Raw genomic sequence first — 14,471 nt, 5'->3', positions numbered from 1 at the left:
CGGGCCTCGGCATCGAGATCGACGAAGATCGCCTGCGCCGGTACGCGAAACGCTTTCACGTCATGACCCCCGCCCGGCTCGCGATCAAAACGATCCGCGAAAAGGGACTCAAGACCGCGCTCGAACTCCGAAAGAAGAAGCGCGGATAGGAGCTTTTCATGGCCGAAGTGGTTCACGACTACGAGTTCACCGACACCGTGCGTTTCCCGCTCGACGTCACGTGGCCGATCTATCGCAACGAGGTGCCGAACCTGATCCACCTGCTGCCGAACATCGAACGCATCGACGTGGAGAAGCGGGAGGAATTCGACGGCGGCGTGAACACCGTGCTGTGGTGGCACGCCAAGGCCAAGCTCCCCGGCCCGGCGGCGAAGCTCGTCTCGAAGGATCTGTTTTCGTGGGTCGATACCGCCACGTGGCGCGACCCCGACCACTACGTCGATTACGTCCTGACGATGCCCGAGCTCTCCGATGCCGTGCGCGTCACGGGGCGCAACTCGTTCGTCGCCGAGGGACCCCGCACGCGCATCCGCCTGTTCGGGACGATTCACACCGACATGGACAAGATCAAAATCGTCCCCAAGATCCTGCTCAAATCGATCGTCCCCACGATTCAGGCCTTCGCGGTGCGTCTGACGAAACCCAACTTCGACGAGCTCAATCGCGGCGTCGAGAAGTACCTGGATCAGAAGGCGCGGGCGTAGAGCGCGTCCCTACTCGAACCTTTCCGCGAAAAACGCCGCGCTTTGCCGCATGAGGCGCGGGGCGACGAGGATCGCCGAGTAGTGCCCCGTCGGTACGGTGATGCGCGTGGGGCGGTGCGCCGCGTTCCACCACGCGGTGGCGTGGCTGTACGGCACGACGCGGTCGAAGAGCGGATTCATCGTCAGCACGCGGTGCGGGTCGATGTTCGGCGCGTAGGTGAGCGGCTCGACGTCGTGAAGGATCGCCCGGGCGCGGCTCACGAGCTCGTCGCCGGTCCAGCCGTTGCGGCGCGCGACGGCGTTGCGGAAGTCGACGACCTCGCCCTCTTCGCTCTCCAGAATCAGCCCGGCGAAGTCGCCGCCGTTGAGCAAAAAGACACCGGCGCGGATGCGGTGCTCGACGGCCATGAGCAGGCTCGACTGGAAGCCCCCCATCGAGATGCCGCACACGCCAAGCCGCTGGTCGTCGGCTTCGGGCTGCGCGAGCCACCAGTCGATGCCGCGACGCACGTCGATGACCGTCGCGCGCAGCACCGCGCGCGTGTGTTCGAAACCGAGTTCGGGATTAAGCACGCGACTCTTGCGCTCGAAACGCAGCACGAGAAATCCGCGCTTCGCGTAGTATTCGGCGAAGAGCTTCTCCACGTCGTATTCGCCGCCCAGAATCGGCAACAGGATGATCGTGCCCCGGGGCGCGGGCGGCTTGTACCACCACAGCACCACGGTGTCGTCGATATTCGGCTCGCGCACGTAGCCGGGAAAACTCACCCGGCGCAGCTCGCGTGTGGGCGCGGTTTCCATCAACGCGACGGCGGCGTGGATGTCCGCCCGCTCGTAGCCGAAGACCGACTCGGGATCGATGCGCCGGGCGGCGTCGGCCGCGGCGTCGTCGCGCACGTATTTGGTGGTGCAGGCGGCCAGACTCAGAAAGCCAATCAACGAGAAAACAAGAATCGGCACTCGACGCATCACGACATCTCCAAATTCATGCGTGGGTCGGCGAAAGCTCCCCGCACAGCTCGCGCATCGATGCGAAACGCACACCGTCGGCCTTGAGCGCCGCGATGAAATCGCGCAGGCGGCCGGCGGTTTTCGTCAGGTTGTTGTAGTGACGAAACGCGCGCCACGCGCCGAGGCCGCGCACGCGGGGTTGTTCGGGATCGAGTTCCCACGGGTGCAGGTAGAAAACGAAAAGCCCCGTATCGGCGAGGATGCGACGCGCGCCCGAAAGGAACACGCCGGGCGGGTAGAGCCGAAAGTACCCTCCCCCGCCCCACGCGACCGTGCCCCCGAGGACCCGCCGCGTCGCCACGGGAAACTCCAGCAGCCCCGTCGAACCGTCGCGATACGCACCGGGCGCGGGACGCGTCATGCGCTCGGTGTCGAGCCGCCCGTAGCGGTCGTGCATCGAAAACTCGTTCAGGCTCGAATCGTAGCGGTAACCCGCCTCCGCGACGCGCTCCAGAATGGCCTGGCTGATCGTGAAGCTCGGCGCGCGATAGCCCGTCACCTCGCGCCCCGCGAGGTCTTCGAGCAGCGCCTTGCTGTCGCGCAGGTTCGCGTCGATCTCGTCGGGCGTCAGCTCGAAGTTCGAGCGGTGATCCATGCCGTGCGAGGCGACTTCGAAACCCGCGTCGGAAAATTCCCGCACCATCGCGGGCAGTCGGCGGGCCACCTCTCCCAGAACAAAAAGCGTTCCGCCCGCGACGCCGCCTTCGCGCAGAATGTCCAAATACAGCCGCGTCGAGCGATCGCAGCGTGACTCCTGCGTCGCCCATGTCGAAGGAGGATAGAGCGGGCGCAGGTTCTCGACCTGATACCACTCCTCGACATCCAGGCTCAAAACGCACGTCGGGGGCATCGGCGCATTCATCCCGCGTGTCTTAGCCCATTTCGCCGCCCGCCGACAGAGTTGAGTTCGTTGACCCCCGCGCACCGCGCGCGCAAAGTACGAGCGGAAACAACCGATGGACGACGCATGCGCGAACCCGAAATCGATGTGGCGGTGATCGGCGGCGGCGTGGTCGGGCTGTCGTGCGCGTACGATCTCGCGCAGCGTGGCCGGTCGGTGGTTTTATTCGAGCGCCACGCGCGGCTCGGCGAAGAAACCTCGACGCACAACAGCGGCGTCATCCACGCGGGCATCTACTACCCCAACGGCTCGCTGAAGGCGCGGCTGTGCGTGCAGGGCCGCCGCCGCCTGATCGCACGCCTGCGCGAGTGGGAAATCCCCCACCGCATCGGCGGCAAGCTGATCGTGGCGCAGGACGGCACCGAAATCGCCACGCTGGAGCGCCTACGCGAAAACGCCCTGCAAAACGGCGTGACGGATCGTCGCCTGCTCGACCCGGCCCAGGTCCGCGCGCTGGAGCCGCACGTCGTCGCGCGGCCCGCGCTGTATTCTCCGGGCACGGGCGTGTTCAACGTCGGCGCGTATCTGCGCGCCCTGGAAGCCCGCTTGCTCGCGGCGGGCGGCGTCGTGCTCGCGAACGCGGAGGTGACCGGCGTCGAGCGCGACGCGGCGGGCATCGAGATCGCCACGGCCACGCGGGGCCGAGTGCGTGCCCGCGTCGTCGTCAATGCGGCGGGGCTCTACGCCGACGAGGTCGCGGCCATGTGCGGCGAGGCCGGTCATCGCATTCATCCGTGCCGGGGCGAATACGCCGTGGTCATTCCCAAAAAGGCGCATGTCGTTTCCAACCTCGTATATCCCGTTCCCGGACATCTGGGGTTGGGCGTCCACCTGACGCGAACCGTCGACGGAGAACTCTGGCTCGGGCCCGACGCACGTTTCATTGAGGATAAGACCGACTACGAAGCGAATCGCCGTTCGCCGGACGACTTTTTTGCGGAAGCGCACCGGCTGTGTCCGGCCATCGAACGCGGCGACCTGCGTATGGGCCCGTCGGGGATTCGTCCCAAACGTCACGGTCCTGGCGAGCCCGCGCCCGACTTTCACATCGCGGCGCAGTCGGACGATCCGCGCATCCTGCACATGATCGGCATCGAATCGCCGGGGCTGACCGCGTCGCCCGCGATCGGCCGGATGGCGCTCGACTGGGCGTCCGAGGTTCTGGACTGACAGGGCCGGACGTCTGTGTTAGAACGCCGATGATCGCGTCAGAAGACCGAGGGAGTGACCGATGCGTGGGGTGATTCTTGCGGGCGGAACGGCGACGCGCATGCGTCCGCTGACCGACATCACCAACAAACACCTGTTGCCCGTGGGCCGCGTGCCGATGATTTATCACGCGATCGCCCAGTTCAAACGGGCGGGCCTGCGCGACATTCTCGTCGTCACGGGCCGCGACCACATGGGCCACATGGTGCAGCAGCTCGGCTCGGGGCGGCAGTTCGGCGTGAACTTCACCTTCAAGGTGCAGGACCGCGCCGGCGGCATCGCCGAAGCGCTGGGGCTCGCGCGCGATTTCGCCGCGGGACAGTCCGTCGCCGTGCATCTGGGCGACAACATCTTCGAGGATTCGGTCGCTACGCACGTCCACGGCTACCTCGCGCAGGGCGAGACGGGCGCGATGATCTTCCTCAAGGAAGTGCCCGACCCGGAGCGCTTCGGCGTCGCCGAGCTCGACGAGACGGGGCGCGTGCTATCGATCGCGGAAAAGCCTTCCGCGCCGAAGTCGAACCTCGCGGTGACGGGGCTCTACATCTACGATCACACGGTCTTCGAGGTGATTCCGCACCTGAAGCCGTCGCAGCGCGGCGAACTGGAGATCACCGACGTCAACAACCACTACGTGCGCATCGGCAAGATGAAGGCGGTGCGCCTGGGTGGGTACTGGACCGACGCGGGCACGCTGGAATCCTGGCGGCACGCCACCGAACTGGCGTGGTCGAAATCGTTCGACGACCTCTTCGAAAAATCCGAGTAAGGGAGCGGGACGTGGCGCAGAAACTGATCGACGGCGTGGTGGTCAAGCCGCTGCGCGTGATTCCCGACGAGCGCGGACGGCTGATGGAGATCCTGCGCTGCGACGACGCGGTGTACGAGAAATTCGGGCAGGTCTACATGACGGCGGCCTACCCCGGCGTCGTAAAGGGCTGGCACTACCACCGGTTGCAGACGGACCACTTCGCCGTGGTGGCCGGCATGATGAAGCTCGTGCTCTGGGACGGGCGCGACGCCGCGCTCGGCTACGGCCACGAGGGGCCGGTGTCCCCGACCGCAAATCTGGTCAACGAGTTTTTCATGGGGCAGCACAACCCGATCCTCGTGAAGATCCCCCTCGGCGTGATGCACGGGTTCAAGTCGATCGGCGAGACCGAGGCCATCGTCATCAATATCCCGACGATGCCTTATCGCTACGACGACCCCGACGAGTACCGAGTTCATCCGCACGACAACAACATTCCCTACGATTGGTCGCGCAAAGACGGCTGAGACGGAGACCGACGTGCCCACGATGAACGTCCTCGTCACCGGCGCCGCCGGATTCATCGGATCGAACTTCGTCCGCCAGATGCGAGAGACGCACCGCGACGCGCGCCTCGTGGCGCTCGACGCCCTCACCTACGCGGGCAATCTGGAGAACCTCGCGGGGATTGAGCCCGGCGAGCACTACGCGTTCGTGAAGGCCGACATCCGCGACGACGCGGCGCTCGCGGACCTGTTTGCGCGAGAGCGCTTCACGCACGTCGTCCACTTCGCGGCAGAGAGCCACGTGGATCGCTCGATCCTCGGTCCCGCGGTCTTCGTGGACGTCAACGTGATGGGCACGCTGAAGGTGCTCGAAGCCGCGAAGGCGCACGGCGTTATGCGCTACGTGCAAGTCAGCACCGACGAGGTGTACGGGTCGCTCGGCGCGACGGGCAAGTTCACCGAGGATCTGCCGCTCGTGCCCAGCAGCCCCTACTCGGCGTCGAAGGCGTCGGCCGATCATCTCGTCCACGCGTACCACCACACCTTCGGGCTCGACACTGTCATCACGCGCTGCTCCAATAATTACGGCCCGTATCAGTTTCCCGAAAAACTCATCCCGCTGATGATCGCGAACTGCATCGAGGGCAAGCCGCTGCCCGTGTACGGCGACGGCATGCAGATCCGCGATTGGCTGCACGTCTCCGATCACTGCCGCGCCATCGAGGCCGCCATGACGCGCGGGCGCGCCGGAGAGGTCTATAACATCGGCGGCAACAACGAGTGGGCGAACATCGACATCGTGAAGATCATCATCGAGACCGTCGATGGCCGGCTCGGCCGTCCGCGGGGCGCGTCGGCCACCCTCATCACGCACGTCAAGGACCGCCCCGGCCACGACCGGCGCTACGCGATGGACGCGTCGAAGATCGAGCGCGAGCTCGGCTGGACGCCGCGATATACGTTCGAACGCGGGATTGTCGAGACGATCGACTGGTATCTCGCCAACGAGGCGTGGTGGCGGCGGATCGTCTCCGGCGAGTATCGCGAGTTCTACGACCGCTGGTACGGCGACCGTTAGCGCCCCGCATCCCACAAATCGATTGTCCGACCCAGATTGATCCGCGCGTTATAGCGTTCGCGCACGTGGACTTGGGCGAGCCGCGCGCGTTCTCGTGCGGGACCGGGATCGGCGATGAACGCGGCGATCATCCGCGCCAGCGCGGTGACGTCCTCAACGGGCACGAGCGTCCCTACGCGCCCTTCATCCAGCGCTTCGGGGATGCCACCCGCGGCGCACGCGATCACAGGCACGCCGTCCGACATCGCCTCGAGCAGCGCGAACGGCTGCCCCTCCGAACGGCTGGGCAGCACGAACAGGTCGAACGCGCCCGTCACCGCTCGGGGATCGTCACACCAACCGGCGAACGAAATGGTATCCGCCACGCCGCGCGCGGCCGCCAACTCCACGAGCGCGTCGCGGTCGGGTCCGTCGCCCAGCACAGTCACGTGAAGTCTCGCGCGTACTGAAGGATCGACCCTCGCGAGGGCTTCGATCAGCACGTCGATGCCCTTTTGCCGATGCAGACGCGCAACGCACACGGCATGAAGCTCCTTCTCCGGCAATCCGAATCGCATGATCGCCTCGCCGCGCGTCATGGGCGCGCCGCCGAATGGCGACACGCTGTTGGGGATCACGTGAAGGCGATCCGTCGCGTCGAAACCGTAACCGCGCAGAAGCGCCGCGTTGTGTTCGCTCACGGCGATGACGGCGTCGGCGCGGCGGTAGAGCGCGCGGATACGCGCGTGCAATTCACGTTCGAACGTGAATCCCTCGGCCACGTATTGTTCGACGAACACAAGCGGGAGATTCGCGTCGAGCACAACCTCGCGCGGGACCACGGTCGTCCACGGCGCGCCGCACGCCGCATGCGCGACCTGCGGCGTCGCCCATGCGAGCGCCTCACGCGTCGATTCACGACGCGCGGACTCGTCATGCGCCCGATGATAGAGCCCGCGCCGCATCAGCGGAATGCCGAGAACCTCGATGCGTTTCGCCAGTGCGTCCGATCCTTCACCATCATCCATGAACAGCCACGGCGACCACCCGCGCTCGCGCGCCGCGACGCACAGATCGGCAACATACGTATCCACGCCGCCGGGTGCGGTCACGTCCGTGATGATGAGGGCGTTTCTCATGCGCCGCTCCCGCACAGGTCCAGAACGTCTCCGAGGCCGCGCTCGCGCGCCAACGCCCGCGTATTGGCGATGAATCCCGGCGAGAGGCCGCCGATGACGAGTGATCCCGATTGCGTCCCCGCGCCTGACAGAGGACGGATCGGAATCGCCGACACCTGGCTCTCCGAGGCAAGAAGACCGGCGTCATAGATCGCCTCGATCGACAGTCCGACGTCGAGCGCGCCCGCGATCAGAGCGTCGATCTCCTTGCCCGCGCGCAAAAAGGAAATCGGGCGCGTCACCGACATGCGCTCGAATGCCCGGGCCGCGATGCGCCGTGGCATCACTCGGTCGAGCACGTCGTTCGATAGTTCGAAACGATCGCGCTTTCCCGCGCGTCGTTTCTCCTCCAGTGCCGCGATCGCGCGGGCGTAGCCGTCGTGCGCGCCGCGCTCGCGCGCGAAAACACCGTAACGATAGACGTTCCATTCCTCGAACGCATGTGCGTCGTTCTCCGGAAAGAAACGCCAGCCCAAATAGACGTTGTTCGCGGTCAGTCGCTCGACCATGAAATCGAAACTCGACCTCGCCTGCGGCTCATGGCGCACCACACACCCATCCACGAAACGCACGTCGTAACCCGCGGCGAGCACGCGAAACGCGAGGTCATATTCCTCGACATAGGTGCCGTAGATTTCCGGGTAACCGCCGAGCCGCAGGAAGAGTTCACGCGGTATCGCCGCGCCGCAGCCCACGTGAACGCACGGTGCCCCGCCCTCTTCCCACGTGTCGCCCGGCAGTTTCACCCACGCCGCCGCAATGCCGGTGCGTCCGTCCGCGAGCGCGTCGATCATGAGTTCCAGCGCGCCGGGCTCCGGGTACGAGTCGTCGTCGAGCATCACAACAACCGGCGACTTCGCCGCGCCTACCGCGTCGTTTCGCGCGGCCGATTCCCTGTTGGTCGGCATGCGCAGCACGGGGACGTCCGGAAAGCAGCGCTCGATCTCATCCGCCGATCCGTCGGTCGAGGCGTTATCGGCGACGACGATCTCGACGTCCGGCCCCGGCGTATCGGCGATGCGCGAAATCGTCTCCAACACGCGCGCGCGGCGGTTTCGCGTCGGCATGATGAAGGCGGCGTGCGTCGATCGGGGGACGATGCGCAAGGAAACGCTCCGAAATTTCGCAAAGTCTAGGGGCATGCCTCACTTGACTCAATGCCCGTGAACCGGATCATTCCGCGCGACCTTCGCGGAGGTGTTGCGTGGATGTTTTTGAAGCAATTCGCGCGCGGCGCTCCTGCCGCTCGTTCGTGCCTGGTCTGCGAATCGACCGGCGAACTTTGGACGAGCTGTTCGGACTGGCCGTGCTCGCGCCGTCCTCGTTCAATCTGCAACCGTGGAAGCTCCTCGTCATCGAGGACGAGTCGATGCGCGCGCGCATCCGGCCCATCGCCAAGGATCAGGCGCAGATCACCGATTCGTCCGCCCTCATCGTGGTGTGCGCGCACGAACGCCCCGCCGAGGTCGCGCCCGAGGCCTTCGCGCGGCGCGTCGAATCGGGCCAATGGACGCCGGAGCGGCGCGAGCGCGCGCTGCGTGCGGTGGACGAGCTCTATCCCGACGATCTCGCGCGGCGTGAATACGCGATCCGCAACTCGACCTTCGCGGCGGCACACGTTCTCCTCGCGGCCGAAGCCTTCGGCCTCGCCACCTGCCCGATCATCGGTTTCGACAAGCCCGCGCTCACGCACATGATCGGCGTCACGGCGCCGTGGGTGATCTCGTTTCTGATCGCGATCGGCACGCGGGCCAAGGCCGAGCCGCCTCGTCCGCCGCGCCACGAACTTGCACGCGTGGTCTGTTACGAGACGTTCAAATAGAAACGGCCGGGCGAACCCGGCCGCGTCGTGAATGCCAGTTCGACCTCACTCGTACTTCACGCTGCATCCGTAGGGCTTGGTCTGCGCGGGGTTCGGCGATTGCCCCGCCGCCAGCGCCTTGAGCGCCGCCGCGACGTAATTCTCGGCGTTCGCGGGATCTCCCATCGGCATCGCTTTGTCGTCCATCGCGCCCGCGTAAACGACCATTCCGCCCTTGTCCACGATGTACATGTGGGGGGTCGTCTTCGCGCCGTACGCCGTGCCGACCTTGCCATCGGCATCGTAAAGCTGCGGGTGCGTGATGTTGTTTTCCTTCGCCCACTTCTGATAGTCGGCGGGCGTCAGGTAGTCCTGGTGGCCCTTGTTCGTCGAGTTGATCGCGAGAAACACCACGTCGCTGTTCGCCGCCATAATCTTGTTCATCGTGCCGCCCTTCACATGCTTTTTCACGAAGGGGCAGCCGGGATTCGTCCATTCCAGAACCACCGTCTTGCCCTTGAGCGCGGAGAGTTTGTGCGTCTTTCCGGTCGTATCGGTGAGTTCGAAGTCGGGTGCGGGCTTGCCCACCGCGGCGCTTTCGGCCAACGCGGGCGCGGACGCGAACAGACTCGTCGAAAATGCCAGCAGGATCGGGACGATTCGCATTCGGATCGATCGGAACATCGGTCGTGCCTCCCCGGTCAAATCCCTCGTTGTGTTTCGCGCCCGACCTTGCCTAAGAGCGCCGCAACGCGCCATGACGACGGTCACGCCGGACGAAAAAATCATCGCGGTCACGAGGAGGAGGGCTACGGTCTTCCGCCGCCGAGCAACGACAGTTTGCGCTCGTCGCGCTCGCGCAAGCCACGGTCGATCAGGTCGTTGACCGCCGACTTCACCATCTCCTGGCACTCCTCCACGACGGTGGGATCGTCGGCCGCCTCGGGCGGGTACGGCAGGCGGACCGGCTCGCCCACGTACTGCGTCATCTTGGCCGGGAGCGGCAGGAGGCCAAGGCCGATGGGCAGACTGATCGGCAACAGGGCTTTCTTGCTGCCCAGGAGCTTGTACGCCGTGGTGTAGCCGTCGAAGAAGATGCGGTAGGTGTCGTCCGTGCCGACGTTGGCCGACGGAATGATGGGGCAGCGGTTGCGCAGAGCCATGCGGATGAAACCGAGGCGTCCCTTCCACAGCAAACGATAGCGATAACGCGAGGACTTCCACGCCTCCTTCGCGCCGCCCGGCATGATGAAGATGAGTTCCTCGTTTTGGAGCAACCGGTCGCCGTTTTCGTGGCTGCCGACCACCATGCCCATGTCCATGAAGAACTGCCGCAGGTAGGGGAACTGGTAGATGCGCCAGTCGGTCAGTCCGCGGGCCCAGCGGCCGGTATGGCGCAGAACCTCGTAGAAGAGGAACCATCCGTCGAGCGGCAGCAGACCGTGGTTCGAGATGATCATCGCCCGGCCGTGCTTCGGCATGTTCTCGATGCCGAACACTTCGTAGCGGAAATACTGCTTGAGGACCCATTCGAGCGGCTCCATCGCGTGGAGCGTTTCCTTGCGAACGAGCGTCAGGCGATCCTCGTCGCCGTGCCGGTAGCGATCCTTGGGGATATACGCCAGGAGCATGTCGCGCAGGTCGCGCGCGTACTTGGCCAGATCTTCCGACAGCGGATCGAATTCGTGCTTCGGAGTCGCGGGGCCGGGGTCCTCGAGTTCGATCATCTTGCGGCGCAGGCGGTCGTCTTCGCGCGACTTCCGCAGGATCTCCAGACGGACCCGGTCCCGCTCGTCGGGCGCGAGTTGCTCGTAATGCGCGATGAGTTCCTCGATGCTGTATTTCACGTGACCTCCCAAACCATGCGCGTCGGGGCGGGAATATGGTAGATATCGGGGGCGGCGGCAACAACTCTCATTCGAATCGGCGGGAGGCGGAAATGGCGGGTTTTGCGCACAGGGTGGTTCTGGGGCGATCGGGGCTGTCGGTCAGTCCGCTCGGCGTGGCCGGCGGGTACGGCGTGCCGACCAACGCGCTGCTCGAAGCCTTCGAGCGCGGCGTCAACTATTGGTATCACGGTTCGCGGCGTGCGGGGGGCATGACGCGCGCGATCCGTGAGATCGTGAAATCGGGCCGACGCGACCAGCTCGCCGTCGTACTGCAAAGCTATTCGCGCTGGCCTTCGATCACCGAAAAGACCTTCGCCGCCGGGCTCAAAGCGATCGGTCTCGATTACGCCGACGTGTTGCTGCTCGGGTGGTTCAACGGCATGCCGAGCCGCAAGGTGCTGGACGGCGCTCGGGCGCTGCGCGACCGGGGCCTATGCCGCCACGTCGCGATTTCGTCTCATCACCGGCCCGCCTTCGTGGATTTTGAGAAGGACGACGTCTTTTCGGTCTTTCACATCCGCTATAACGCGGCGCACACCGGCGCGGAGAAGGACATCTTTCCGCGCATCCCGGCGGAAACGCGCCCCGGCACGGTCGCGTACACGGCCACGCGGTGGCGCGACCTGCTGAATCCCTCGAAGATGCCGCCGGGCGAAGTGCCGCTGCGCGGTCGTGATTGCTACCGCTTCGTGCTCTCGAACGCCGACTTCAACGTCTGCATGACGGGGCCGTCGAACGCGGAGCAGATGCGCGAGGCCCTCGCCGCATTGGACGAAGGACCGCTCACGCCCGAGGAAAACGAGCGCTTCCGGCGCATCGGCCGCCACATCCGCGGCAAGGACACGCTCGGCAACGTCAAGGACTGACGCGGACTACTCGTCGTCCACCGTGGCGTGCGTGCCGTCGCAATACGGCGCGCTCTCGCTGCGCTTGCACATGCACAGCGCCTTGGTCTGCGTCGCGTCGATGTTGAAGCGGATCGGCTGAAATCCCGATCCTCGATGCGAACCGTCGCAAAACGGCTGATTCCCCGACATCCCACACGCGCACCACGCGTACGATCCGGCGTCGAGTTCCGTCACCGCCGGCCGGCGGCCCGCCACCTTCGGCATCCCCATCACGCACCTCCGTAAATACGTTTCGCGAAGCTGTTCGGCCCCGCCGTTGACAACGAATCACGCTCGATCTCACGACGGATACGGCTTGGCCTCGCGAAGTTGCTGCTCGAATCCCTCCGGGTCCGTCGTCGGCGCGAGACACATCCCGCGCTCGCAAACGTACGCCGTCGAGCGTCCGCCGATGCGGACCTTGTTCGCCGCGAGCGGTGAGGCACCGGCAAGGGCCCGCTGGTGCGCCTCGTCGCGCATCACGATCATCGCCGCATTCGGCAGATAGACCCGGCGCAAGCGCTCGACCAGCGGGTCCTCACCGTCCCCCTCGGCACGAACGACCACCACCTCCGCCGCGCGATCGGTGCAAAGGTCGAGCGCGCAAAACATCTCCGCCATCGCCCGAGGGTGTTTTGTCAGCACCTGTCCGAATGCACGCAGGCACGCATCGGCGCGGACGCGATATGCGTCGTCGCCCGTGTATGCGGCGAGCCGCAGCAAATTCAGGGCCGCCACGGAGTTTCCGCACGGCTCCGCGCCGTCGTACATGGGCTTCTGCCGCGCGAGCAGTTCTTCGTGATCGTCGGCGGTCATGAAGTAGCCGCCCGAACCGTCGGCGAAGTGCGCGTCGAGCGTGCCCTGCAAGCGTTTGGCTGACGCAAGGTCCTTCGGATCGAAGTCCATTTCAAAGATGTCCAGCAACGCGCCGATCAGGAATGCGTAATCGTCGAGATACCCCGCGTGCTGCGCCACGCCGTCCTTGAAGGTGTGACGTAGCCGCCCGTCCACGAGGACGGATGCGAGCAGCTCGTGCGCCGCTCGACGGGCCGCTTCGGCGTAACGCGAATCGCCCAGGACGCGCGCACCGTGCGCAAGAGCCGAAATCATGAGCGCGTTCCACGATGTCTGAATCTTCGTATCGCAAAGAGGCTTGGGGCGTTCCTCGCGGCGCCGACGCAGAATGTCGCGCGCACCGTCGATCTGCCCCCGGGCCTCCTCGACATCGAGACGGTGCCTCGCGGCCACGACCGCGAGGGGCATCGGCGTATGCAGAATCGATCGCCCCTCGAAGTTCCCACGATCGCGCACGTTGTAGTGATCCAGCACGAGCGCCGCGTCGGCATCTCCTAGCGCCACGCGGATTTCGTTCGACGTCCACGTGAAGTAATAGCCCTCGTCCATGTGGCCGTCCGGCCCGAGGCTGTCGGCGTCGGTCGCGGAATAAAACATCCCCTCGGGGCTCGTCATCTCGCGCAGGACGTAATCGAGCGTCTCGCGCGCCACGCGGGCGAAATCGGCGTCGCCCGTCACGAGGAAGCCGTCGAGATAGGCGCGCACCAGCAGGGCGTTGTCATAGAGCATCTTTTCGAAATGCGGCACGAGCCAGTGATGGTCGGTCGAGTAGCGGTGAAATCCGCCGGCCACGTGGTCGTAGATTCCTCCCGCCGCCATCTTCGTGAGCGTATTCGACGCCATGTCGAGGCAGCGTCGGTCGCCGGTGCGCCGGTGATAACGCAGCAGCAGCCGGATCGGCAGACTGCTCGGAAACTTCGGCGCGCCGTCGATGCCGCCCTCTCGCGGATCGTAGTCCGCCGCGAATTCCTCGATCGCGTCGCGCAAAGCCGACGGGCCGGGAATGTCCGACTCGGCCCGCGCTGCGAACTGGCCGCGGATCGCGTCGGTGATCTCCTTCGCCGATTTCGCGATGCGTTGCGGTTCGCGGTCGAAGACCTGCCGCAGGCGCATGAGCATCGACAAGAAGCCCATCGGCGCGCCGCGGTCGCCGTCGCGCGCCGGATAGTAGGTGCCGCCGTAGAACGGCGCGCGGTCCGCCGTCAGCCATACGGTCATCGGCCAGCCGCCATGCCCCGTGAGCATCTGCACCGCGCTCATGTAGATCGCGTCCACGTCGGGGCGCTCCTCGCGGTCCACCTTGATGGCGACGTAGTTCTGATTCAGGAACCGTGCGATGCCGAGGTCCTCGAACGACTCGGCCTCCATGACGTGGCACCAGTGGCACGTGGAATATCCGATCGACAGAAGCACCGGCCGCCCGAGTCGCCGCGCCGTTTCAAACGCCTCGTCGCCCCACGGGAACCAGTTCACGGGGTTGTGCGCGTGCTGGAGCAGGTAGGGACTCGTCTCCTCGATGAGCCGGTTCACGAATCGTGGCGTTCCGTCGTCCAGAAGATGGTGCGTGCGCGGTTCGTAGTCCGATCCCTTCCCCGTCAGCGCGGTGATCAGATGGCTCCGGCGCGCGGGATCGATGGGATCCGCGCTCGGGGGATCTTCGATTCGCGAGGTCGATTCTTTGGTGACGTTCATCTCCGCCTTCCGGCTGATTCAGGGGACGCG

At 65.5% G+C, this 14,471-nt stretch carries 16 protein-coding genes; 8 read left to right on the top strand and 8 right to left on the bottom strand.

What is annotated here, in order from left to right; all coding sequences use genetic code 11:
• Positions 1–149 (top strand): mandelate racemase/muconate lactonizing enzyme family protein (locus tag IT350_17795; GenBank protein ID MCC6159910.1); only part of this gene is annotated, 149 nt, incomplete at its 5' end.
• Positions 150–158: 9 nt separating this feature from the next.
• Positions 159–704: a hypothetical protein gene (locus tag IT350_17790; protein MCC6159909.1), complete on the top strand. Its 546-nt coding sequence runs from the start codon at positions 159–161 to the stop codon at positions 702–704.
• Between the two features lie 9 nt (positions 705–713).
• Here IT350_17790 and IT350_17785 read toward each other — a convergent pair whose 3' ends face one another.
• Both IT350_17785 and IT350_17780 read right to left on the bottom strand, forming a co-directional pair.
• Complete coding sequence (locus IT350_17785; GenBank protein ID MCC6159908.1) at positions 714–1,673, bottom strand: hypothetical protein; 960 nt, start codon at positions 1,671–1,673, stop codon at positions 714–716.
• A 16-nt stretch (positions 1,674–1,689) separates the two neighbouring features.
• The gene (locus IT350_17780) at positions 1,690–2,565 is read right to left on the bottom strand and encodes a DUF3473 domain-containing protein (protein ID MCC6159907.1); all 876 of its coding nucleotides are present in this window, start codon (positions 2,563–2,565) and stop codon (positions 1,690–1,692) included.
• Between the two features lie 117 nt (positions 2,566–2,682).
• Between IT350_17780 and IT350_17775 the strand changes: the two genes are divergently transcribed.
• From IT350_17775 to rfbB, 4 genes are all read left to right on the top strand, one after another.
• Entirely contained in the window at positions 2,683–3,786 is a 1,104-nt protein-coding gene (locus IT350_17775) for an NAD(P)/FAD-dependent oxidoreductase (protein MCC6159906.1), read from the top strand.
• Between the two features lie 61 nt (positions 3,787–3,847).
• The gene (locus tag IT350_17770) at positions 3,848–4,594 is read left to right on the top strand and encodes an NTP transferase domain-containing protein (protein MCC6159905.1); all 747 of its coding nucleotides are present in this window, start codon (positions 3,848–3,850) and stop codon (positions 4,592–4,594) included.
• Positions 4,595–4,617: 23 nt separating this feature from the next.
• A complete protein-coding gene (locus IT350_17765; GenBank protein ID MCC6159904.1) occupies positions 4,618–5,103 on the top strand; it encodes a dTDP-4-dehydrorhamnose 3,5-epimerase family protein in 486 nt (161 codons plus the stop codon).
• A 22-nt stretch (positions 5,104–5,125) separates the two neighbouring features.
• Positions 5,126–6,160, top strand: coding sequence for a dTDP-glucose 4,6-dehydratase (rfbB, locus tag IT350_17760; protein MCC6159903.1), 1,035 nt, complete (start codon positions 5,126–5,128; stop codon positions 6,158–6,160).
• Here rfbB and IT350_17755 read toward each other — a convergent pair.
• Together IT350_17755 and IT350_17750 are read right to left on the bottom strand one after the other, a co-directional pair.
• The gene (locus tag IT350_17755) at positions 6,157–7,278 is read right to left on the bottom strand and encodes a glycosyltransferase (GenBank protein MCC6159902.1); all 1,122 of its coding nucleotides are present in this window, start codon (positions 7,276–7,278) and stop codon (positions 6,157–6,159) included. The two genes, rfbB and IT350_17755, sit on opposite strands and share 4 nt — an antisense overlap.
• Complete coding sequence (locus IT350_17750) at positions 7,275–8,423, bottom strand: glycosyltransferase (GenBank protein ID MCC6159901.1); 1,149 nt, start codon at positions 8,421–8,423, stop codon at positions 7,275–7,277. Before IT350_17750 ends, IT350_17755 begins: the two co-directional genes overlap by 4 nt.
• A gap of 98 nt (positions 8,424–8,521) precedes the next feature.
• Between IT350_17750 and IT350_17745 the strand changes: the two genes are divergently transcribed.
• On the top strand, positions 8,522–9,139 hold the full coding sequence (locus tag IT350_17745; GenBank protein MCC6159900.1) for a nitroreductase family protein: 618 nt from the start codon (positions 8,522–8,524) through the stop codon (positions 9,137–9,139).
• A 45-nt stretch (positions 9,140–9,184) separates the two neighbouring features.
• Here the strand turns inward: IT350_17745 and IT350_17740 are convergent, their stop codons facing one another.
• Both IT350_17740 and IT350_17735 read right to left on the bottom strand, forming a co-directional pair.
• The gene (locus tag IT350_17740; protein ID MCC6159899.1) at positions 9,185–9,784 is read right to left on the bottom strand and encodes a redoxin domain-containing protein; all 600 of its coding nucleotides are present in this window, start codon (positions 9,782–9,784) and stop codon (positions 9,185–9,187) included.
• Positions 9,785–9,927: 143 nt separating this feature from the next.
• Positions 9,928–10,965 carry an acyltransferase family protein gene (locus IT350_17735; GenBank protein MCC6159898.1) on the bottom strand — a complete coding sequence of 346 codons (1,038 nt, stop codon included), beginning with the start codon at positions 10,963–10,965 and terminating at the stop codon, positions 9,928–9,930.
• Positions 10,966–11,057: 92 nt separating this feature from the next.
• On the opposite strand from IT350_17735, the gene IT350_17730 reads away from it, so the two are divergent.
• A complete protein-coding gene (locus IT350_17730; protein ID MCC6159897.1) occupies positions 11,058–11,873 on the top strand; it encodes a hypothetical protein in 816 nt (271 codons plus the stop codon).
• A 6-nt stretch (positions 11,874–11,879) separates the two neighbouring features.
• Here the strand turns inward: IT350_17730 and IT350_17725 are convergent, their stop codons facing one another.
• The gene (locus IT350_17725) at positions 11,880–12,125 is read right to left on the bottom strand and encodes a CDGSH iron-sulfur domain-containing protein (GenBank protein MCC6159896.1); all 246 of its coding nucleotides are present in this window, start codon (positions 12,123–12,125) and stop codon (positions 11,880–11,882) included.
• Positions 12,126–12,194: 69 nt separating this feature from the next.
• Positions 12,195–14,441 carry a thioredoxin domain-containing protein gene (locus tag IT350_17720; protein MCC6159895.1) on the bottom strand — a complete coding sequence of 749 codons (2,247 nt, stop codon included), beginning with the start codon at positions 14,439–14,441 and terminating at the stop codon, positions 12,195–12,197.
• Between the last annotated feature and the right edge of the window lie 30 nt (positions 14,442–14,471).

Source organism: Deltaproteobacteria bacterium, from assembly GCA_020845895.1.
Taxonomy (GTDB): domain Bacteria; phylum Lernaellota; class Lernaellaia; order JACKCT01; family JACKCT01; genus JADLEX01.
This window is presented reverse-complemented; position numbering and strand designations above follow the sequence as displayed.